General features: G+C 73.5%; 18 protein-coding genes. 7 read left to right on the plus strand and 11 right to left on the minus strand.

The features are described from left to right. Nucleotides 1-9: 9 nt before the first annotated feature. From KSE_RS34190 to KSE_RS34200, 3 genes are all read right to left on the minus strand, one after another. Nucleotides 10-924, minus strand: a complete 915-nt coding sequence (locus tag KSE_RS34190) for a hypothetical protein (RefSeq protein WP_033259326.1) — start codon at nucleotides 922-924, stop codon at nucleotides 10-12. A gap of 80 nt (nucleotides 925-1,004) precedes the next feature. Beyond that, nucleotides 1,005-2,366 (minus strand): hypothetical protein, encoded by a 1,362-nt coding sequence (locus KSE_RS34195; RefSeq protein ID WP_148283207.1) that lies wholly within the window; start codon nucleotides 2,364-2,366, stop codon nucleotides 1,005-1,007. Further along, nucleotides 2,360-3,262 carry a hypothetical protein gene (locus KSE_RS34200; RefSeq protein ID WP_014139966.1) on the minus strand — a complete coding sequence of 301 codons (903 nt, stop codon included), beginning with the start codon at nucleotides 3,260-3,262 and terminating at the stop codon, nucleotides 2,360-2,362. The genes KSE_RS34195 and KSE_RS34200 overlap by 7 nt, the downstream gene beginning before the upstream one ends. Nucleotides 3,263-3,619: 357 nt before the next feature. On the opposite strand from KSE_RS34200, the gene KSE_RS34205 reads away from it, so the two are divergent. The 3 genes from KSE_RS34205 (at nucleotide 3,620) to KSE_RS34215 (ending at nucleotide 6,533) form a co-directional block, all read left to right on the plus strand. Then, nucleotides 3,620-3,865 (plus strand): hypothetical protein, encoded by a 246-nt coding sequence (locus KSE_RS34205; protein WP_033259325.1) that lies wholly within the window; start codon nucleotides 3,620-3,622, stop codon nucleotides 3,863-3,865. A gap of 92 nt (nucleotides 3,866-3,957) precedes the next feature. Next, complete coding sequence (locus KSE_RS34210) at nucleotides 3,958-5,202, plus strand: RCC1 domain-containing protein (RefSeq protein ID WP_051055527.1); 1,245 nt, start codon at nucleotides 3,958-3,960, stop codon at nucleotides 5,200-5,202. A 38-nt stretch (nucleotides 5,203-5,240) separates the two neighbouring features. Further along, on the plus strand, nucleotides 5,241-6,533 hold the full coding sequence (locus tag KSE_RS34215; protein ID WP_014139969.1) for an RCC1 domain-containing protein: 1,293 nt from the start codon (nucleotides 5,241-5,243) through the stop codon (nucleotides 6,531-6,533). A gap of 72 nt (nucleotides 6,534-6,605) precedes the next feature. Here KSE_RS34215 and KSE_RS40540 read toward each other — a convergent pair whose 3' ends face one another. Next, nucleotides 6,606-7,070 (minus strand): cupin domain-containing protein, encoded by a 465-nt coding sequence (locus KSE_RS40540; RefSeq protein WP_014139970.1) that lies wholly within the window; start codon nucleotides 7,068-7,070, stop codon nucleotides 6,606-6,608. A gap of 701 nt (nucleotides 7,071-7,771) precedes the next feature. Further along, a complete protein-coding gene (locus tag KSE_RS34230; protein ID WP_033259337.1) occupies nucleotides 7,772-10,111 on the minus strand; it encodes an ATP-binding cassette domain-containing protein in 2,340 nt (779 codons plus the stop codon). Between the two features lie 309 nt (nucleotides 10,112-10,420). Between KSE_RS34230 and KSE_RS34235 the strand changes: the two genes are divergently transcribed. Then, nucleotides 10,421-12,592: a carbohydrate-binding module family 20 domain-containing protein gene (locus KSE_RS34235; RefSeq protein ID WP_014139973.1), complete on the plus strand. Its 2,172-nt coding sequence runs from the start codon at nucleotides 10,421-10,423 to the stop codon at nucleotides 12,590-12,592. Nucleotides 12,593-12,664: 72 nt separating this feature from the next. On the opposite strand, the gene KSE_RS34240 is transcribed toward KSE_RS34235, so the two are convergent. From KSE_RS34240 to KSE_RS34250, 3 genes are all read right to left on the minus strand, one after another. Then, nucleotides 12,665-13,126, minus strand: coding sequence for an SRPBCC domain-containing protein (locus KSE_RS34240; protein ID WP_014139974.1), 462 nt, complete (start codon nucleotides 13,124-13,126; stop codon nucleotides 12,665-12,667). Nucleotides 13,127-13,191: 65 nt separating this feature from the next. Next, the gene (locus KSE_RS34245; protein WP_014139975.1) at nucleotides 13,192-13,758 is read right to left on the minus strand and encodes a TetR/AcrR family transcriptional regulator; all 567 of its coding nucleotides are present in this window, start codon (nucleotides 13,756-13,758) and stop codon (nucleotides 13,192-13,194) included. Between the two features lie 150 nt (nucleotides 13,759-13,908). Then, nucleotides 13,909-14,424, minus strand: coding sequence for a winged helix-turn-helix transcriptional regulator (locus tag KSE_RS34250; RefSeq protein ID WP_014139976.1), 516 nt, complete (start codon nucleotides 14,422-14,424; stop codon nucleotides 13,909-13,911). 128 nt (nucleotides 14,425-14,552) lie between these two features. Here KSE_RS34250 and KSE_RS39045 point away from each other — a divergent pair, with 128 nt between their 5' ends. Next, on the plus strand, nucleotides 14,553-14,987 hold the full coding sequence (locus KSE_RS39045) for a nuclear transport factor 2 family protein (RefSeq protein WP_014139977.1): 435 nt from the start codon (nucleotides 14,553-14,555) through the stop codon (nucleotides 14,985-14,987). Between the two features lie 22 nt (nucleotides 14,988-15,009). Here the strand turns inward: KSE_RS39045 and KSE_RS34260 are convergent, their stop codons facing one another. Then, nucleotides 15,010-16,179 carry a response regulator gene (locus KSE_RS34260; protein WP_157850081.1) on the minus strand — a complete coding sequence of 390 codons (1,170 nt, stop codon included), beginning with the start codon at nucleotides 16,177-16,179 and terminating at the stop codon, nucleotides 15,010-15,012. 308 nt (nucleotides 16,180-16,487) lie between these two features. Further along, complete coding sequence (locus tag KSE_RS34265; protein WP_014139979.1) at nucleotides 16,488-17,147, minus strand: histidine phosphatase family protein; 660 nt, start codon at nucleotides 17,145-17,147, stop codon at nucleotides 16,488-16,490. Between the two features lie 263 nt (nucleotides 17,148-17,410). Here KSE_RS34265 and KSE_RS34270 point away from each other — a divergent pair, with 263 nt between their 5' ends. Beyond that, nucleotides 17,411-17,632: a CbtB domain-containing protein gene (locus tag KSE_RS34270; RefSeq protein WP_014139980.1), complete on the plus strand. Its 222-nt coding sequence runs from the start codon at nucleotides 17,411-17,413 to the stop codon at nucleotides 17,630-17,632. Nucleotides 17,633-17,666: 34 nt separating this feature from the next. Further along, nucleotides 17,667-18,416, plus strand: a complete 750-nt coding sequence (locus tag KSE_RS34275) for a CbtA family protein (protein ID WP_014139981.1) — start codon at nucleotides 17,667-17,669, stop codon at nucleotides 18,414-18,416. Between the two features lie 69 nt (nucleotides 18,417-18,485). On the opposite strand, the gene KSE_RS34280 is transcribed toward KSE_RS34275, so the two are convergent. Next, entirely contained in the window at nucleotides 18,486-19,031 is a 546-nt protein-coding gene (locus KSE_RS34280; RefSeq protein WP_033259324.1) for a hypothetical protein, read from the minus strand. Between the last annotated feature and the right edge of the window lie 210 nt (nucleotides 19,032-19,241).

Here is a 19,241-nt window from a genome sequence, read left to right on the forward strand (position 1 = left end):
GGCGGACGGTCAGCAGTACCACCAGGTGCCGGGCGGGATGACGGTGTCGCCCGGTTCGAGGTTGCCGGTGTGGGCGTTCGAGACCTGGCAGAGCGCGTCGGCGGCGGTGTCGGGGGCCTGGTCGCGCGGCGTGTTGGTGAACTCGTCCAGGGCCTGGGTCTGTTGGGAGATGCCGGCATTCTCCCGCTCGCCCTCGCCCGCGACGCCGCCCAGGCAGTCCCGGCTGGTGGCCGGGCAGTCCTTGATCTGCTGCTTGTTGCCGGCGTCGGTGGTGCAGGCCGGGCTGCCCGCGCCGTCGCCCGCGCACGGGTCGCTCTTGTCGGCGGGGGCGGGGCCCTTGGGCGGCGGGGCGGTCTGGGCGGCCTGGAGGTCGGTGATGAGTTCGCCGCAACCGGGGTTGGTGGCCGCGGTGTTGGTGAAGGTGATCTCGGGGGAGTCCTCGGCGGCGGTGAACGAGTACGTGCGGCCGGTGTACCAGGAGGCCTTCGCCCCGGGGGCGTTGGTGGTGAAGCTGCCGGGCTGGTTGGCCGGGCCCGCGACCGTCAGCGTGTAGGAGCGCGGCCCGGAGCCGGAGGCCGCGCAGGAGTCCGGGTTGTCGTCCCAGGTCAGCGTCACGCTCGCGCCGGACCGGACGCCGCGCAGCCGGGTGCTGAGCGAGACGGCCTTGCCGTTCCAGCCCAGGGTGGCGGCCTGAAGGCCCTTGGGGTGGGCGGCCCGGGTGGTGGAGGCGACGCCGGTGGGGCCGGTCCAGCCGTCCACGCCGTACGTCCAGTCGCCGCTCTGCACGGTCGGGGAGGAGAACGTCCCGTTGGTCACCGGCACCGGATCGGTGTCCGCCGCCTCGGACGGCGACGGCAGGGCGAAGGCGAGGGCGGCTCCGAGGGCGACGCCGAGCGGGAGGGCCAACAGGCGGGTGGGCGGCACGAGTTGCTCCAAAAGGTAGGTGAACAGGGCTGCGGCCGCCCGGAGTCGGAGGTTCCGGGCGGCCGAATGCTTTGCGGGGATCAGGGGTTGAGCAGGACGGCGCGGGTGGCCCGGTCGGACGGCGGGGTGTCCAGTGGGGTGAGGCGCTTGTCCGGGCCGGCCGTGTTGTCGGGCGTCCCGGCGGTCGGCCGGGTGGCGCCGCAGCGCTGCAGCTCGGTCTCGCTGAGCGGGCCGGTGCGCTGGTAGTAGCGGTCCGGCAGCGAGGTCGCCGGGACGTCGAAGGTGGCGTCCAGCCGGTAGCTGTTGCGGGAGTTGGCGAACGAGCCGACCACCCGCTCGCGGGCCGGCTGGACCTCGATCCAGCTCACCTCGCCGGGCTGGATCACCGGGTTCAGCGGCTTGTCGGTGGTCCGGCTCCAGGTCAGCGGGTTGCTGGTGGACACCGCCGCCGCGTTCCCGCCCGCCACGCTGAACCCCGCCTCGACCTGGCTCGCCACGTTGGGCCTGCTCTTGGCGAGTTCGGAGCGGCTGGGCAGCAGCGGGGCGCCCTTGAGCGCGTAGTACTGGGTGAGGCTGTCGTACGGCGGCTCGGTGACCTGCAGCTTCCGGTCGTCGGTGATCGCGTTGCGGGTGCAGTTCAGGTACACCTCGCCGACGATCCGGGTCTGCCCGTAGTACTGGTACGAGTACCGCTTGTCGACCGTGAACGTGCAGGTGGTCGGCGAGCCCTCGCAGTCGTCCACCGCCACGCCCGGCTCCAGTGGGTCGTTGCCGCGGTAGGCCTTCGGCGGCGGCAGCTGCTCCTTGCGGATCCGCTGGTCGACCGGTGCGGGCGTCTGCCTGGCCCGCACGTTGGTGATCAGCGGCCCGCAGGAGAGCGACCCGGCGGGCTCCGCCGAGTCGAAGGAGACCATCGGGTTGTCCTCGGTCGCGGTGAACGAGAAGGCGCGCCCCGCCGTCCAGTTGGCGGTGCCGACGGTGTCGCTGCCCTTGGTGGTGACCTGCGGGTCGGGCGCGGGCCCGTCGACGATCAGCGAGACGTTGTAGGTCTGGCCGTCCTTGATCTGCTCCGGTCTGCAGCCCTTGTACGTGCTCGGGCTGTCGTCCCAGGTGAGGGTGACGGTGGAGCCGTTCTTCACGCCCCACAGCCGGGTGCGCATGGTCAGCGGCGCGCCGTTCCAGTTCAGCGAGGCCGCCTGGTAGCCCTGCGGGTGCTGGGCCAGGCCCTTGCCGAACACCACCCCGTTGCTGTCCGGCGACCAGCCGGCGTGCCCGGCCTGGGTCCCGTTGTCGGGCGCGACCGGGTCGGCGAAGGTGCCGTTCGGGACGGTGGCGTCGACCGTGTCGGCGGCGTGCGCGGCGGTCGGCGGGACGGTCAGGGCGAGTGCGGCGGAGAGCAGCACCGATCCGGTGAGATGAGGAAATTGACGGAGCATCAGCACTGACCCCATTGGCTCGGCGGGATGACCATGTACGCGGGCGGGAGGCCGTCGATCAGGGCGTTCGACTGCGGGCAGAGGTGCTGGGCGGCGGCGTTCGGGGTCTCGTCGCGCGGGATGTCGTTGAAGTCCTTTACGGCGGTGGTCTGTTGGCCGATGCCTTCGTTGGTCTGCTGGCCGTCGCCGGCCACCGAGGTCAGGCAGTCCCGGCTGGTGGCCGGGCACTTGGCGATCTCCCCCTTGGCGTCGCCGAGGTCCTTGCACTGGGCGCCGCCCGCCGCGTCGCCCGAGCAGGGGTCGGAGGTGCCCTTCGGCGGGGCGGTCGGGGCGGTCTGCCGGGCGGCCACGTTGCCGATCGACGGCTGGCAGCTCTGGGAGGCGTTGGAGGCGTCGAAGGAGAAGGCGACCTTCGGCGAGTCCTCGGCCGCGGTGAAGGAGTAGGACCGGCCGAGGAACCAGTTCGCCTTGCCGTTCGGCTCGTTGGTGGCGAACCTGCCGGGCTGGTTGGCGTCGCCGGCCACCGAGACCGTGTACGTCCGCCGGCCCAGGTCCTTGCCCGCGCAGGTGTCCGGGTTGTCGTCCCAGGTGAGGGTCACGGTGGCGCCCGCGCGGATGTTGCGCAGCCGGGTGGCGAGCGGGGTGGCCGAGTCGGCGGCGGCCAGGAAGGCGGCCTGGTAGCCCCGAGGGTGGGCGGCCCGGGAGGCGGAGAGCAGGCCGGGCCCGTCCCAGCCGTCGATGGTGACGTTCGCCCAGGCGCCGGTGACGGTCGGGGAGGCGAAGGTGCCGTTGACCACGACGGCCGGCTCGGTGTCCTCCGCGCCCGCCGGGGCCGCGAGAGCGAGGGCGGTGGCGCTACTGAGGGTAATGGCCAGGAGTCTGGCCGGTGAGGTCCGGGGCAACGGGTTCCTCCGTGAACTCGACTAGAGGGCCGATTGGTTGATGTCCGATCAGTGCTTCCGACGATCAAGATCCCTGGCCATGCTCGACACGGCGATTACGTATGGCAACCGAGAGCGGCCCGAACGGGGGGTGTACGACGGATTCGCTGCGCCGTTGGCATGGAAAGCGGTCCGTGTCCGCACGAATCCGGTGACGGTGGGTTAGGCATCCCGTTGATCGGATCACCACTTTCTCGACTTCGACCGGAGTCGGAGCGCCGCCCCGAGCGACCCCGAGTGGCCCCCGAGCGACCTCAGCGACCTCAGCGACCTCGGCGACCTCCCCGCGCCGCGCCCGACCGTGACCACGAGGCACCGATGACACCCCACACCCGAAGCGCCGCCCTGCTCGCGGCCGCCGTCCCCGGCCTGCTGGCCTGCCTGCTCGCCGCGACCCCGGCCGCCGCTGCCGCCGCCGTCGCGGACACCCGCCCGGTCGCCCCCGGCGCCCCGCACGGTGCGCACCGGCCGGTGGACAAGGTCCACCCCGTCCAGCCCCCGCCCGGACGGCTCGCCCAGGGCGAACCCGTCCAGCGCGCCGTTCCCGGCCCGGCCGCCCGGTGAAGCGGTCCCGTCCCGTCACGTCCCGCTTCGTCACGTCCCGCCCCGCTACGTCCTGCCCCGCCACGTCCCGCACGCCGATGGAGGAACCACCGATGCACCGCAAGCTGCGCCAGCTGCCCGCCGTCACCCTGCCCGCGATGGTGGCCGGGCTGACCCTGGTGTGCACCACCGCCCTGCCGGCCGGCACCGCGTCCGCGTACGACCTGCGGCTGCGCGCCTGGGGGAACAACGCCAACGGGCAGCTCGGCGACGGCAGCGCCAAGACCCAGCGGCTCACGCCCGTCTCGGTGGTCGGCATGGCCGGGGCCGAGCTCAACGGCATCTCCGCCGGCGGCACCACCAGCGGCACCACCGTCACCGGGTTCGCGCTCGCGCTGCTCGGCAACGGCACCGTCGAAGCCTGGGGCCGCAACGACAAGGGCCAGCTCGGCAACGGCACCACCAGCGCCACCGAGGACGCGGCCGTGCCCGGCCTGGTCGCCGGGCTGACCGGCGTCGAGGCCGTCGCCGCGGGCGGCTCGCACGCCCTCGCGCTGCTCAAGGACGGCACCGTCAAGGCGTGGGGCAACAACGACAAGGGCCAGCTCGGCGACGGCACGGCCGTCAACACCAACCTGCCCGTCACCGTCGCCGGGCTCTCCGACGTCAAGGCGATCGCCGCCGGTGACGCCTTCAGCATCGCGCTGCTCAAGGACGGCACCGTCAAGACCTGGGGCAACAACGACAAGGGCCAGCTCGGCGTCACCCCGCTGCCGGTCAGCTCCACCGCCGCCGTCCCCGCGCCGACGCCCGCCACCCGCAACACCGCGATGAGCATCCCCGGCCTGACCACCGTCAAGGGCATCACCGCCGGCGCCAGCCACGCCCTCGCGCTGCTCGCCGACGGCCACGTGTACGCGTGGGGCCTGAACGACAAGGGTCAGCTCGGCGACGACACCATCGTCAACAAGCCCTACCCCGTGCCCGTCCAGGAGGTGACCGACGTCGTCGCCCTGGCCGGCGGCGCCACCCACAGCCTCGCCCTGCTGCAGGACCACACGCTGCGCGCCTGGGGCGCCAACGACAAGGGCCAGATCGGCGACGGCACCACCACCCAGCGCAACACCAGCGTGCCCGTCCCGGGCGTGGCGGGCGTCGAGGCGATCGCGGCCGGCGCCGCGCACAACCTGGCCGTGCTGGCCGACGGCACCGTGCAGGCGTGGGGCCTCAACGACAAGGGGCAGCTCGGCGACGGCACCACCACCCAGCGCAACACCCCCGTCCAGGTGCTCGCCAAGTCCGGCAGCGTCTCCCTGGTCTCGGCGCCGAGCAACGGCAACTTCAGCCTCGCGCGCTGACACCGCATCCGTGACCCCGTTACGAGGAAAGGCACTTCATGACGTCCACGCAGACCGCCACCGCCACCGCCACCGCCGCTGACCCCACGGCCACCGCCACGGCCACGGCCACCGGCGGCCGCTCCCGGCTGCGGCCGGTGCTCGCCGCCGGACTGGCCGCGTTCACCGCCCTCAGCCTGGCCGCCGTGCCCGCCGGGACCGCGCACGCGCAGGAGAAGCGGCTCAAAGCCTGGGGCAACAACCGCTCCGGACAGCTCGGCGACGGCACCTGGACCGACTTCCGCACCACCGCGACCACCGTGCTCGGCCTCACCAGCGCCGAGGTCGTCAAGATCGCCGCCGGCGGCGGCGGTTCCGCCACCGGGCACGGGCTCGCGCTGCTCACCGACCGCACCGTGCAGTCCTGGGGCGCCAACGGCTCCGGGCAGCTCGGCGACGGCAGCGTGTTCAGCCACAACGCGCCCGGCCAGGTGGTCAACCTCTCCAGCGCCCGCGACGTCGCGGCCGGCGGCTGGCACAGCCTCGCCCTGCTGGACGACCAGACCGTGGTCGCCTGGGGCCGCAACAACTACGGGCAGCTCGGCAACGGCACCAACAGCGACAGCAGCGTCCCCGTCCGGGTCGAGGGCCTCAACAAGGTCATCGCGATCGCCGCCGGCCTCAACCACAGCATCGCGCTGCGCGAGGACGGCACCGTCTGGGCCTGGGGCTACAACATCAACGGGCAGCTGGGCGACGGCACTTCCGCCAGCCGCAACGTCCCGGCCCCGGTCGGCGGACTCACCGGCGTCACCAAGATCGCGGCCGGCTGCAACCACAACCTCGCCCTGGTCGGACCGCCCAGCGGCGGCGTGAAGCCCACCAGCGGCAACGCGGTCAAGGCCTGGGGCTACAACGCGACCGGCCAACTCGGCGACAACAGCACCATCAACCGGTACACCCCCGTCGACACCCAGGGCATCTGGCTCGGCGGCGTCTCGCAGATCGCGGCCGGCTGCAACCACAGCCTGGCCGTCACCGACAGCGACAACAAGCTGAAAGCCTGGGGCCAGAACACCTCCGGCCAGGTCGGCGACGGCACCACCGACTACCGGATCACGCCCGTCCCCGTGCCCGGCCTCAAGGGCATCCAACTGGTCGCCGGCGGACGCGAGCACACCATCGTGCTGCTCGGCGACAACACCGTCCGCTCCTGGGGTGCGAACGGCTCCGGCCAACTCGGCAACGGCACCACCACCGAGAGCAGCACCCCCGTCACCACGCTGACCGCGCTGACCGGCGTCGACAAGATCGCCGCACCGGTGGGCGGTGACTTCAGTCTCGCCAACTGAGGTCAGTAGAAAGGGACTTCACCGAGAGGTGCCGCCGGGCCCGCGCGAGCGTCGCGCGGGCCCGGCTTGCCCTCACGGCACGGCCCACACCGGGGCGGGGGCGTCGACGGCCACGGGCGCGCCGGGTGGCAGGAACGAGAGGGTGAACAGCGCGAGCGGGGCGGCGTGGTCGTTGCGGCCGAGATGCACGTGCTCGGACCCGGCCGGCTCCATGAACGCGCTGCCGGCCGCCCACAGGTGCGTGCCCGCGGCGGTGACATGGGTCAGCAGCCCCGACGCGACCAGGGTCACCATCGGACCCGGATGGTAGTGCCACCCCGTGCTCCCGCCCGGAGGCAGGTCGAGACGGCGCAGGACCGTGAGCGTCCGGGAGGCGGCGGTGAGGGAGACGAGGGAGGAGAGATCGAGCGGGCCTTCGACGAGGGCCGCCGCGAGGACGGCGACGGGAACGGGGGGCGGAGCTGCGGGGGTGTCGTCGGGGCAGGGCGCGGCGCTCGGGGCGAAGGTGGCGCGGGGCGGCGGCGGGCAGAAGCTCATGGCGGAAGTTCCTGGAGGGACGGGCAGTGCGGGCAGTGCGGGCGACGGGGTCGGAGCGGGGCTGACAGTTCTCGTTCTCCCCTTCGGCCCGTTCCGGCGCCGGGGAGAGCGGTGGCGGGCCGCGAAAGTGTTGAGAACCCGCCAGCGCGTTCAACGTCCGCTGCCAGGGCCGGAGTCGGAGCGGGGCGGGGCAGGGTGGGGCGGTGCAGGCATACCCGGTCGGCCGGGTCCAGGCCGAACACGGCCTCCTCGGCGAGGAGCTCGCGGAGCGGCAGGGTGAGGTCGGCGGCCGGGAGCTCCCGGAAGCCCAGGCGGAGGTAGTACGGGGCGTTCCACGGCACCGAACGGAAGGTGACGAGGGTGAGCGCCCGCAGCCCCCGCCTGCCTACCGCCCGCCTGCTGCCCGTCGCCGTCGGCGGATCGCGGTGGACCGTCGAGGCCGCACCGCGGAGCTTCGGCCTGAACAATTCCTGCTGTCCACAAGGCAGTTTGGCGTCGATCCGGCGGCGTGCGTGGCGCTGGAGGGCGCTGACGGCGGGCTACTCGTGGCGGCGCGGGCGGGGTAAGGCGGCAGCGGCCAGGAGCGCGAGGCGGATGGCCTCGATGGCGTCGGCGAGTTCGATGTCCTGACGGTCGCTCAAGTCCGCCTCCACGCTTGCGCGATGATGCTTCACTGAGCGTAGGGGCGGCTTCACGGCCGATCAACCGCCTTGCGGGGAGAGGTATTCGGCGAGGTACGGTCCGGTGCGGCTGTCGGTGGAGGCGGCGATCTCGGCCGGGGTGCCGGTGGCGAGGACGCGGCCGCCCGCGTCGCCGCCGGCTGGGCCGAGGTCGATGACGTGGTCGGCGCCGGCGATCAGGGGGAGGTGGTGTTCGGCGACCAGGACGGTGGCGCCGGCGTCGACGAGGCGGTGGAGCTGGGTGGTGAGGACCTCGCTGTCGGCGGGGTGCAGGCCGGTGGTGGGTTCGTCCAGCAGGTAGAGGGTGGGGCGGCGCCCGGCGTGCTGGAGTTCGGCGGCGAGGCGGACGCGCTGGGCCTCGCCGCCGGAGAGCTCGGGGGCGGGCTGGCCGAGCCGGAGGTAGCCGAGGCCGACCTGCCGGAGGGTGGTGAGGACGCGCAGGGCGGGCGGGGTGTCGGCGAGGAAGTCGGCGGCTTCGTCGACGGTCAGGGCGAGGACGTCGGCGATCGTCGCGCCGCGGTAAGTGACCTGGAGGGTCTGCGGGTTGTAGCGGCTGCCGTGGCAGTCGGGGCAGGGGCTCCAGGCGGTGGGCAGGAACAGCAGCTCGACCTCGATCGCGCCGGCGCCCTCGCAGGTCGGGCAGCGTCCGGACGCCACGTTGAAGGAGAACCGGCCCGCGCCGTAGCCGCGGGCCCGGGCCTCTTCGGTGCCGGCGAACAGCTTGCGGACGGTGTCGAGCAGGCCGGTGTAGGTGGCCAGGTTGGAGCGCGGGGTGCGGCCCAGCGGGGTCTGGTCGAAGGTCACCACGCGGTGGCCGTCGGCGGCCGCGGCGGCGGCTTCGGCCACTGCCGCGAGCAGCGTGGTCTTGCCCGCGCCGGACACGCCCGTGACGGCGGTCAGCACGCCCAGCGGCACGTCCGCGTCCAGGCCGCGCAGGTTGTGCCGGGTGACGCCGCGCAGCCGCAGCACGCCGGACGGGGTGCGGTGGCGCGGCGGCGGCGGGGGCGGCGGGTCGAACAGGAAGCGGCGGGTGGCGGAGGCGGCCACCGCGCGCAGGCCCTCGACCGGGCCGCTGTGCAGGATCCGGCCGCCGCCGCTGCCCGCGGCGGGGCCGACGTCCACCAGCCAGTCCGCGCCGCGCACCACCGTCATGTCGTGCTCGACCACGAACACCGAGTTCCCGGCCGCCCGCAGTTCGGCCAGGACGCGGCGCAGCGCCTCGGTGTCGGCCGGGTGCAGGCCCGCCGAGGGCTCGTCCAGGACGTACACCACGCCGAACAGGCCGGAGCGCAACTGGGTGGCCAGGCGCAGGCGTTGGAGTTCGCCGGTGGAGAGGGTGGGGGCGGCGCGGTCGAGGGCGAGGTAGCCGAGGCCGAGGCGGTCCAGGGCGGTGAGGCGGTCGGCCAGGTCGGTGGTGATCACTCCGGCCGGGCCGTCCGCGGCGGTGTACGGGCGGAGCAGGTCGGCGAGGCGGGCGGCGGGCAGAGCGGCCAGGCCGGTGATCGGCAGGCCGGCGAAGGTCACCGCGAGGGCTTCGGGGCGCAGCCGCAGCCCGTGGCAGTTCGGGCAGGTGGACTGCTCCAGGAAGGCGGCGGCCTTGGCGCGGGCGGCCTCGCTGCGGGACTCGGCGAACGCCTTGAGGACCAGGCGCCGGGCACTGGCGTACTTGCCCTGGTACGGGCGCTGGACGCGGCCGGGCTCGCGCTCCGGGTGGACGGTGGTGACCGGCTGTTCGTCGGTGAACAGGATCCACTCCCGTTCGGCGGCGGGCAGTTCGCGCCAGGGCCGGTCCAGGTCGTGGCCGAGCGCGCCGAGGATGTCGCGCAGGTTCTTGCCCTGCCAGGCGCCCGGCCAGGACGCGACGGCGCCCTGCCGGATCGACAGCGAGTCGTCCGGGACGAGCGAGCGCTCCGTCACCCGGTGCAGCACGCCCTGCCCGTGGCACTCCGGGCAGGCGCCCGCCGGGGTGTTCGCCGAGAACGCGTCGGAGTCCAGCCGCGGCGCGCCCGGCGGGTAGTCGCCGCAGCGGGAGAGCAGCATCCGCAGCAGGTTGGACATGGTGCTGATGGTGCCGACGGACGAGCGCGAGGACGGGACGGAGCGGCGCTGCTCCAGCGCGACGGCCGGGGGCATGCCGGTCACCGCGTCCACCTGCGGGGCCTCGACCTGGCGCAGCAGGCGGCGGGCGTACGGCGAGACCGACTCCAGGTAGCGGTGCTGGGCCTGGGCGAACAGGGTGCCGAAGGCCAGCGAGGACTTGCCGGAGCCGGACACCCCGGTGAACGCGACCACCGCGCCGCGCGGCACCGCGACCGTCACGTCCCGCAGGTTGTGCACCCGGGCGCCGCGCACCCGCACCATGCCGTCGTCGATCGTGTCGTCGTTCACCGCGCCACGCTAACCCGGGAGCGGGCGCGGGGCCGGGAGCGGCGCATGGCTGGAAGTTGCTGAAAGAATTTGCCATGCGAGTGGAGTGATATGGGCGAACGGTTGGGAGGTACATACCTTTTCGGGGGAATCGGCTAGCGGATTCGTGTTTCCGTGCGAGGTGGATCTGAACGCAAGGAGGTGAAATTTCTTGCACGGATGCCTTGACGGTGCGCGCGGCCGGGGTGGATCGTCTTCCCCGTTCCCCTCCTCAAGTCCCCCACCACCTTGGGAGATCCATCGATGTCCGCTGTCCGTAGAACCGTGCCCGTCGCCGCCGCGGCCGGCGCGCTGGTGCTGGGCGTGCTGATGCCGCTCGGCCTGCAGGGCACCGCCCAGGCCGCCGCCACCCCCAACGGCGGCGACGTGATCGCCAACCTGTTCCAGTGGAACTGGAACTCGGTGGCCGCCGAGTGCGTCGACGTGCTGGGGCCCAAGGGCTACGGGGCGGTGCAGGTGGCCCCGCCGCAGGAGTCGATCTCGCTGGCCGGGCACCCCTGGTGGGAGGTCTACCAGCCGGTCTCGTACAACCTGAACAGCCGGATGGGCAACGACGCGCAGTTCCGCGCGATGGTGGCGGCCTGCCACGGCGCGGGCGTGAAGGTCTACGCCGATGCGGTGATCAACCACATGGCGGGCAGCAACCAGAGCAGCACCAGCGGGTACGGCGGCTCGGCCTTCAGCCCGTCCGGGTACAGCTACGCGGCGGTGCCCTACGCCAAGTCGGACTTCCACGGCTCCCCGCCGTGTCCCAACGCCGACCTCGGCATCAACGACTGGAACAGCGTCACCCAGGTGCAGGAGTGCCAACTGCTCAACCTGGAGGACCTGGACACCGAGAGCGACTACGTCCGCGGCAGGATCGCCGGCTACCTGAACACCCTGATCGGCGCGGGCGTCGACGGCTTCCGGGTGGACGCGGCCAAGCACGTCGCGCAGGCCGACATGGCGAACATCCTCTCCCGGGTGAACGACACCCGGTGGGGCGGGCGGCCGTACGTCTACCAGGAGATCTTCCCGGGCAGCAGCGGCCAGTTGGCGCCCGCCGCGTTCGAGGGCAACGGCAGCGTGCTGGAGTTCACCTACGCTTCCAAACTCAGCCAGCAGTTCAACGGCAGCATCGCCAACCTCAAGACCTTCGGCCAGAGTTGGGGACTCGAGCCGAGCGACAAGTCCGCCGTCATGGTGACCAACCACGACCTGGAGCGCGACAAGACCACGCTGACCTACAACGACGGCAGCAAGTACCGGCTGGCGCACGTCTTCGAACTCGCCTGGGGCTACGGCACCCCGCAGGTGTACGCGGGCTACCGGTTCGCCAACAAGGACGACTCGCCGCCGGCCGACGGCAACGGCTTCGTCACCGACGTCAACTGCGGCAACGCCACCTGGACCTGCACCGACCGCGACCAGGGCATCGCCAACATGGTCGGCTGGCACAACGCCGCCCGCGGCCAGGCGGTCGCCAACTGGTGGGACAACGGCGGCAACGCGATCGCGTTCAGCCGCGGCGGCAAGGGCTGGGTCGCGATCAACAACGGCTCCGCCGCGCTCACCCAGACCTTCACCACCGGCCTGGCCGCCGGCACCTACTGCGACGTGATGCACGGCGACCTCAGCGGCTCCGCCTGCACCGGCCCGACCGTGAGCGTGGACGGCACCGGCAAGGCGACGGTCACCGTGGCCGCGGGCGACGCGGTCGCGCTGTACGCCGCCACCACCGTTACCGCGAGCCCGACTTCGAGCGCGAGCGCGTCGGCTTCGGCGTCGGCTTCGGCGAGTGCGAGCGCCAGCGCCTCGCCGTCCGACTCGCCGGCCGGGACGGTGACGGAGAGCTTCAACGAGACGAAGACCACCGTGGTCGGCCAGAACGTCTACCTGGTCGGCTCGATCGCCCAGCTCGGCAACTGGGACCCGAGCGCGGCCGTCGCGCTCTCCCCGGCGGGCTACCCGGTGTGGAGCGGCAGCGTCCGACTGCCTGCGAACACCGCCTTCGAGTACAAGTACATCGTCAAGGACGCCGCCGGGAACGTCACTTGGGAGAGCGGCGCGAACCACAGCGCCAACTCCGGTGCGGCCGGCGGGACGCTGAACGACAGTTGGGGCAGCGTCGGTTCGACCGGGCAGGTCACGGTGAACTTCGGCGAGAACAAGACCACCGTGGTCGGCCAGAACATCTACCTGGTCGGCTCGACCGCCCAGCTCGGCAGCTGGAACCCGGCCTCCGCGCTGCTGATGTCCGCCGCCTCCTACCCGAGCTGGACGTTGTCGCTCACCATGCCGGCGAGCACCGCCTTCGAGTACAAGTACATCGTCAAGGACGCGGCCGGGAACGTCACTTGGGAGAGCGGCGCGAACCGCTCCTACACCACCGGAGCCGCCGGGACGGTCACGCTCAGCGACAGCTGGAAGTAGCCGCCGCCCCGGGGTACGAGACCCCCACGGAATGAGGCCGCCGCCCCCGCTGAGGGGGTGGCGGCCTCGCCGTCACGCGGCGGGGGCGGCCGAACCAGCCAGCAGGGCGGCCAGGTTGTCGAGGGCGGCAGCGAAGCGGGTGCGGGTGTCGCGGGCGGTGCGGCCGCGCAGCAGCGGGGCGAGCAGGCCGGTGAAGCGCTCGCTCTGGGTGACCCGGACCCGGCCGTCGCCGAGGTCGGTGATCAGGTAGCGGTGCGTGTTGTCGAGCAGGCCGGGGACGAACAGGCGCCCGGCGCGGGCGAGTTCGCGGCCCGGGTCGACGACCGTCAACACCGGGTGGAAGGTCAGCTCGCGGCCGGAGGCGGTGCGGACCACCTCGGTCTGCCGCGCCCCGACCGCGAGTTCGCCCTCGACCCGGACCACCACCGGGTGCCACTGCGGATAGCGGGCGTGGTCGGTGAGCAACTGCCAGGCCGAATCGGGCGTTCCGGCGAACTCGGACTCGGCGTGGACCTCGCAGGCGAAGAGGCTCATGGACGGTTCCCCCCGGGGAAGTCGATGGGACGGGTGATGGGGCGTGCGGTGGGACGGGTGGTGGGTCAGGTGGTGGGGCGGTGTGCGGAGAGGGCGCTGTCGACCAGGGTGCGGGCGTAGTGGTCGTCCACCGGGTCGCCGCTGATCAGCACCCGGTAGTAGAGCGGGCCGACCAACTGGTCGAGCAGCAGCGCGGGTTCGGCCTCGGCTGGCAGTTCGCCGCGGTCGGCCGCCCGGTCGATCAGGGTGGCGGCGGTCGTCCGGCGGGCGGCCCACAGGCCCCGCAGGGCCAGGCCGAGCTCCGGATGCCGGGTGCCCGCCGCGATCAGCTCGGCGATCAGGGCGCGGGTCGCCGGGTGGCGGAGCCCGGCGGCGATGGCGGTGAGCGTGCGGACCAGGTCGGTCCGGAGGTCTCCGCTCTCCTCGATCGGCGCCACCTCGAACATGGTGCCGAAGGCGGCTACCACCAGGTGGTCCTTGGTCGGCCAGCGCCGGTAGACGGTGGTGCGGGCGACCCCGGCCCGGGTGGCGGCGCCGTCCAGCGTGAAGCCCCCGTAGCCGTGCTCCCGCAGCAGTTCCCGGGCCGCCGTCAGCACGTTGGCGTCCACGCCCGCGTCCCGAGGTCTGGCCATGGTCCCCCCTGGTCCCGATGCCGATGCCGAGGCTGGTCTCGGCTTGATTCCGCTACGCGTGTTTCGTAACGGGGGCAAGCCTAGGCGCAGCGCGGACGGTTTCGCAACGCGTGACGCGTAATCGCTCCGGGGGAGGGCGGTGGCGGCTCGTCAGTCGCCGGACGGGAGCGGGCCGTTGGCGAGGCGGGCGGCGATCACGGTGGTGCCCCGGGCCGGGCGCCCGCCCGGGCCGGGGGTGAACTCGACGGTGCCGGCGGCGAGTTCGCCGCCGCAGTGGTCGCAGGTGACGGTCGGGCGGGACGGGTGGCCGCAGGCGGTGTGGCGGGGGAGGAGCGGGGCGCCGGCGGGGTCGGGGCGGTGGCGGTCGCCCCAGGCGAGCAGGGCCAGCACGATGCCGTGCAGGTCGCGGCCGGCGTCGGTCAGCAGGTACTCGTCGCGGGGCGGGTGCGCGTGGTAGCGGCGGCGCTCGACCAGGCGTTCGGCGACCAGGTGGTCGAGGCGGGCGGTGAGGATGTTGGTGGCGATGCCGAGGTCCTGCCGCAACTCCTCGAAGCGGCGCAGCCCGAGGAACAGGTCGCGCAGCACCAGTAGCGTCCACGGGTCGGCGATCGCCCCGGCGGCGCGCGAGACGGAGCAGGGGATGTCGGCGAAGCGGGTGCGGTCCACGGCGTCCAGTGTAGTGCGCCCGGCCGGAGTGGCTTGCATGTTGCAAGTGAGGTGCTACGGTCGGAAGGAGGCGGACGGCGACGGGGTGGGACCGGTCCGCGCCCGCGTTCGCACCACGGGAGGCAGCGATGTACCACGCCATCATCCGCGCCAGGGTCCGCTCGCTGTGGCGGCGGATCGGTACCGGCGACTACCGGGCGGCCGTCGCCACCGCCGCCCCCGACCTGCGCTTCCGGTTCGCCGGCGACACCCCGCTCGGCGCCGAACTGGTCGGCCGCGACGGCTTCGAGGAGTGGTTCCGAGCCCTCTACCAGCGCTTCCCCGGCATCCGGCTGACCGCGCGGGAGGTCCTCGTCCGGGGCTGGCCCTGGCGCACCACCGTGGTCGTCCGCCTCGACGTGGCGGCCACCCTCGCCGACGGCACGCCCTACCGCAACGAGGCCGTCCAGTGGATCACCCTTCGCTGGGGCCGGATGACCGCGGACGAGGTGCTGGAGGACACCAAGGCGCTGGACGAGGCGTGCCGCCGCCAGGATGCCGCGGTGGCGGCCGCGACGGCCTGACGGCGGCGGTGCCGGGGGTCGGTCAGCGGCGCGCGGCGCGCTCGCGGTGCAGCTCGACGAAGGACGCGACCTTCGCCCGCACCGCCCACGGGTCGACCGGCTTCGGGATGAAGTCGGCCGCGCCCGCCGCGTACGCCCGCATCGCGTGGTCGGCTCCGCTGCCGATCGCGGTGACGAAGACGATCGGGATGTCGCGGGTCCGGGCCCGGCGCCGGATGTGTGCGGCCGTCTCGTAGCCGTCCATGCCGGGCATCTGCACGTCGAGCAGGATCGCCGCGTAGCCGTCCGGCTCTATCAGCGCGCGCAGCGCGTCCGGCCCCGAGGTCGCGGAGACCAGCTCGTGGCCGTGCGGGCCGAGCAGCGCCTCCAGGACCACCAGGTTCTCCGGACGGTCGTCCACCAGCAGGATCTTCGGCGGCGGCCCGTCGTCGTCCGCCGCCCCGGTCGAGGCCCCGGCGGGCGGGGCGGCGGGGGCCGTCGAGGTGCCCTGTTGCCGTTCCACCAGGGCGAGTTGGCGTTCCAGCAGCGCGCGCCGGGCCTCGGCCCGGGCGGACTGCTCGCGGGCGCGCGCGGACTGCTCGGCCAACTGCTCGGCCTGCTCGGCGAGGGCGGCCCGCTGGGCCAGCAACTCGTGCTGCCCGGCGGGCTGTTCGGGGGCCTGGGCGGGAGCCCGGCCGGCTTCCCGGGGGCTCGGGACGGTCGGCTCGGCGGACGGGCGGGCGCCCTGCTGGGGCACCCGGGCCTCCAGTTCGGCGAGCGCCCGGCGACTGTGCGCGAGCGCGCGCTCGGCCTGTTCGGCCTGGTCGTCGGCCTGGTCGATCTCCCGTGCGGCGGCGTGCAGTTGGCCCTCGATCTGGCACACGGCCCGGCCGATCGGCCGGGCCACCCGCAGCGCGGCCATCCGCGAGCGGCGCAGGCGCTCCCGGACGGTCGGCCGGTCGAGGGGCGCGGTGGCGGTGCGGGTGTCGAGCAGTGCCTCGACGAACTCCCAGGGCGGGATGCGGGCGGCCGACAGGTAGGCGGCGAGGGTGTCCCGGTCCAGCCCGCAGCGGGCCGCCGAGTCCGCCACCCGGGTGTCCGGATCGCGCAGCAGGGCGCGCAGTCCCTCGGCGAACTCGCGCTGCTCCGAGCCGAGTTCGTCCGCCATCGGCGGGAGGTCGGCCATCGGCGGGAGGCCGTCGGCGGCCGTCACCGGCCGCACCCCGTCCGGAGGGCCGCAGTCGGCCGCGCCAGTACCCGCACCCGCATCCGCATCCGCGTACCTCCACTCGTACCGGCCGGCCCGCCCCCGCCCTGGCCGGGAGCGGCCGCGACGGGACGCGACCATCCGCGATCGCGCTGGCCGAGACGGCGACAATACGGCACCGGGAGCGGAATTGACGGATAGTCAGGTCACGGTTCGGGGGTGGTCGGAGGCGCGCGGGGTGGCGACCGGCGTGGGCGCCCGGTGGCGGGACGTCGCGGGCGGGCGTCTTCGGTCCGGAGCGGAGCACATCGAGGTCAGCCGACCGGCGCCAGGAGCGGTGGCGGGAGCGGCGGCAGTGGCGCGCCGCAGCGCAGGTTCCAGCGCGCGGCGCGCCCGCTGAGCGCGGTGAGGGTGAGCGGGACGACGTCCAGCCGCCAGAACGCGGCGGGCGGCAGGCCCAGCGCGTGCACCACGGCGGCGCGGACGGCGGCGGGTTCCGCGACGGCGAGCAGTCGGCCGGTGTCGGCGGGCAGCGCGTCCAGCCAGCCGCCGACCCGGGCCAGCAGCGCGGAGACCGACTCGCCGCCGGGCGGGGCGAAGTCCGGGTCGGAGAGCCAGCGGGTGATCGACTCCGGTGCGGTGGCGGCGAGTTCGTCGAGGCGGCGGCCGCGCCAGTCGCCCGCGTCCAGGCCGGCCAGGGCCGGCTCGACCAGTGCCGGTTCGGCTAGGGCCGGTTCGGTCGGGAGCGCTCCGCCGCAGACGCCGGCCCCCACGCCCGCGCCGTACCGTCCCAAGGCCGCCGCGCTCTGCCGGCAGCGCGCGGACGGGGCGGCCAGTACGAGGTCGGCCCGGGGTGCGGCGAGTGCGCGGGCCGGGGCCAGTTCGGCGTCCGTCAGCGGCAGGTCGTCCCCGAAGCGGCCCGCGCGGCCCTCCGTGCCGAGTGCCGGTGCGACCAACATCACCCGGACCGTCACGGGCCCGCCCTCCCTGGAGTCATCCGTCCACGAACCGGTGGATCGGCGTGTCGCGCCCTTGGCGGGGCCCGTCCGGGAACGGTACCTTCTGGGCGAACAACCTCATATCAACGACGGTACGCGGAAGTCCGGTTCGAACCCGGCACGGTCGCGCCACTGTGAACCCCGGCCGGGTGAGCCAGGCCAGGGGAGTCAGACCCGCCTCCGTCGTTTCCCTGCTCCACACGATCGGGACGCGAGTTCCCGCAAGGAGGTCACCCGCCATGGCCCAGTCCGTCGCACCCGCCGCCGTCACCGGCGCGCCGGCCATCGCCCCGCTGTCCGTCAAGGCCGTCGCTCCCTGGGCGCTGTTCTTCGGCGTCCTGCTGCTGACCCTGCTCTACTTCGTCGGCGCCGAACAGGGCGCCACCTCGCTGCTCTCCGGCGAGGCCGTGCACGAGTGGGTGCACGACGGCCGGCACCTGCTCGGCTTCCCCTGCCACTGACCCGTACCGGCAGAAGAAGCGAGCAACCGAACAGATGAAGAACCACACCGTCCGCGACCTGCTGGTGCGCGGCATGCTCGCCGGACTCGGCGCCGGCGTCGTCGCCCTGATCGTCGCCTACCTGCTGGGCGAGCCCCGGATCGACGCGGCGATCGCCTTCGAGGAGGGCCACAGCCACGAGCACGGCGAGGAACTGGTCAGCCGCACCCTCCAGTCCACCGCCGGCCTGGCCACCGGCATCCTGCTCTACGGCCTGGCGCTCGGCGGGATCGCCGCCCTCGCCTACTGCTTCGCCCTCGGCCGCACCGGACGCATCGGCCCCCGGGCCGCCGCCCTGCTGCTCTCCGGCGCGGCACTCCTCGCCGGCTACGTCGTCCCGTTCCTCAAGTACCCGGCCAACCCGCCGTCGGTGGGCGATCCGGAGACCATCGGCCACCGCACCACGCTGTACTTCCTGCTGATGCTGCTCAGCGTGCTGCTCGCCGTCGCCGCGATCACCGCCGGCCGCCAACTCGCCCCGCGCCTGGGCAACTGGAACGCCACCCTGGCCGCCGCCCTCGGCTACGCCGTGCTGATCGGCCTCGGGTACGTCCTGCTGCCCGCCGTCAACGAAGTCCCCGCGGACTTCTCCGCCACCCTGCTCTGGCAGTTCCGCACCGCGGCCCTCGCCATCCAGCTCACCCTCTGGCTCTCCTTCGGCCTGCTCTTCGGACACCTCGCCGAACGCCTGCTCCTCCCCAAGCCCGCCCGGACGCCCGCTGCGGCCGTCCCCGCCGCCAACTAGCAAGCCCGACGGGCCGGTTGCGCACTTCCCCGAGAAGCGCGCAACCGGCCCGTCGAGGTTGGGGAGAGGTCAGGGGCAGCTGACGTCGATGGTGACCTCGTGGGTGGCGGAGACGGCGCTGCCCCAGTTGCCCAGGACGTCCTTCATCTCGACGCCGTAGTAGGACCAGAGCTTCCACGGCCCGCTCTGGCAGGCGTACGAACCGCCGTTGGTGGCGGCCTTGTCGCTGCCGGAGGCGCCCGGGAAGGTCGCGTCCTTGGTCTTGCTGCCGTCGGGGAAGGTGATCTCGTAGTAGCTGGGCTCCCAGATCCGGCAGCCGTTCGGCGGCGCCGCCCAGCCGATGATCTTCCACCAGCCGCACTCGGTCCACAGCGTCGGGTAGACCTTGCCGTCACCGCTGTCGTACAGGCAGAGCCAGCTCTTCATCCGCCGGGTCTCGCTGCTGTCCCGGTAGTCGACCCACTCGCCGCCGCAGTGCGGTTCGGCGATGGTCCGGGACGAGGCAACCGCCTTCTGCGGTAAGGGAGTCGCGGTGGCGGGCGCGGCGACGAAGGCGAGCGTGCCCAGGGCGGTCAGTGCGGCGGCGAGGCCGCTGCGGAGCCGAGAAGTGATCATGGGGACATCGTGTCGTTCGTCCGCGTCCGACATCGAATCGGATGGAGTGGGTTTCATCCGGAAGGCGGCAATGGTGTGGCAATAGGAGAATAAAAGGGGCGTTGTGCCGACGGTCGGCATCCACCGTGCGGGGCGCGGGGTTCACGCGCACACGAATCATCGGGTGGCGGGCTCCGGCACGAGGCCGGAGCCCGTACGGGGCCTGTTATC

Origin of the sequence: Kitasatospora setae KM-6054 (genome assembly GCF_000269985.1) — a bacterium.
GTDB lineage: Bacteria > Actinomycetota > Actinomycetes > Streptomycetales > Streptomycetaceae > Kitasatospora > Kitasatospora setae.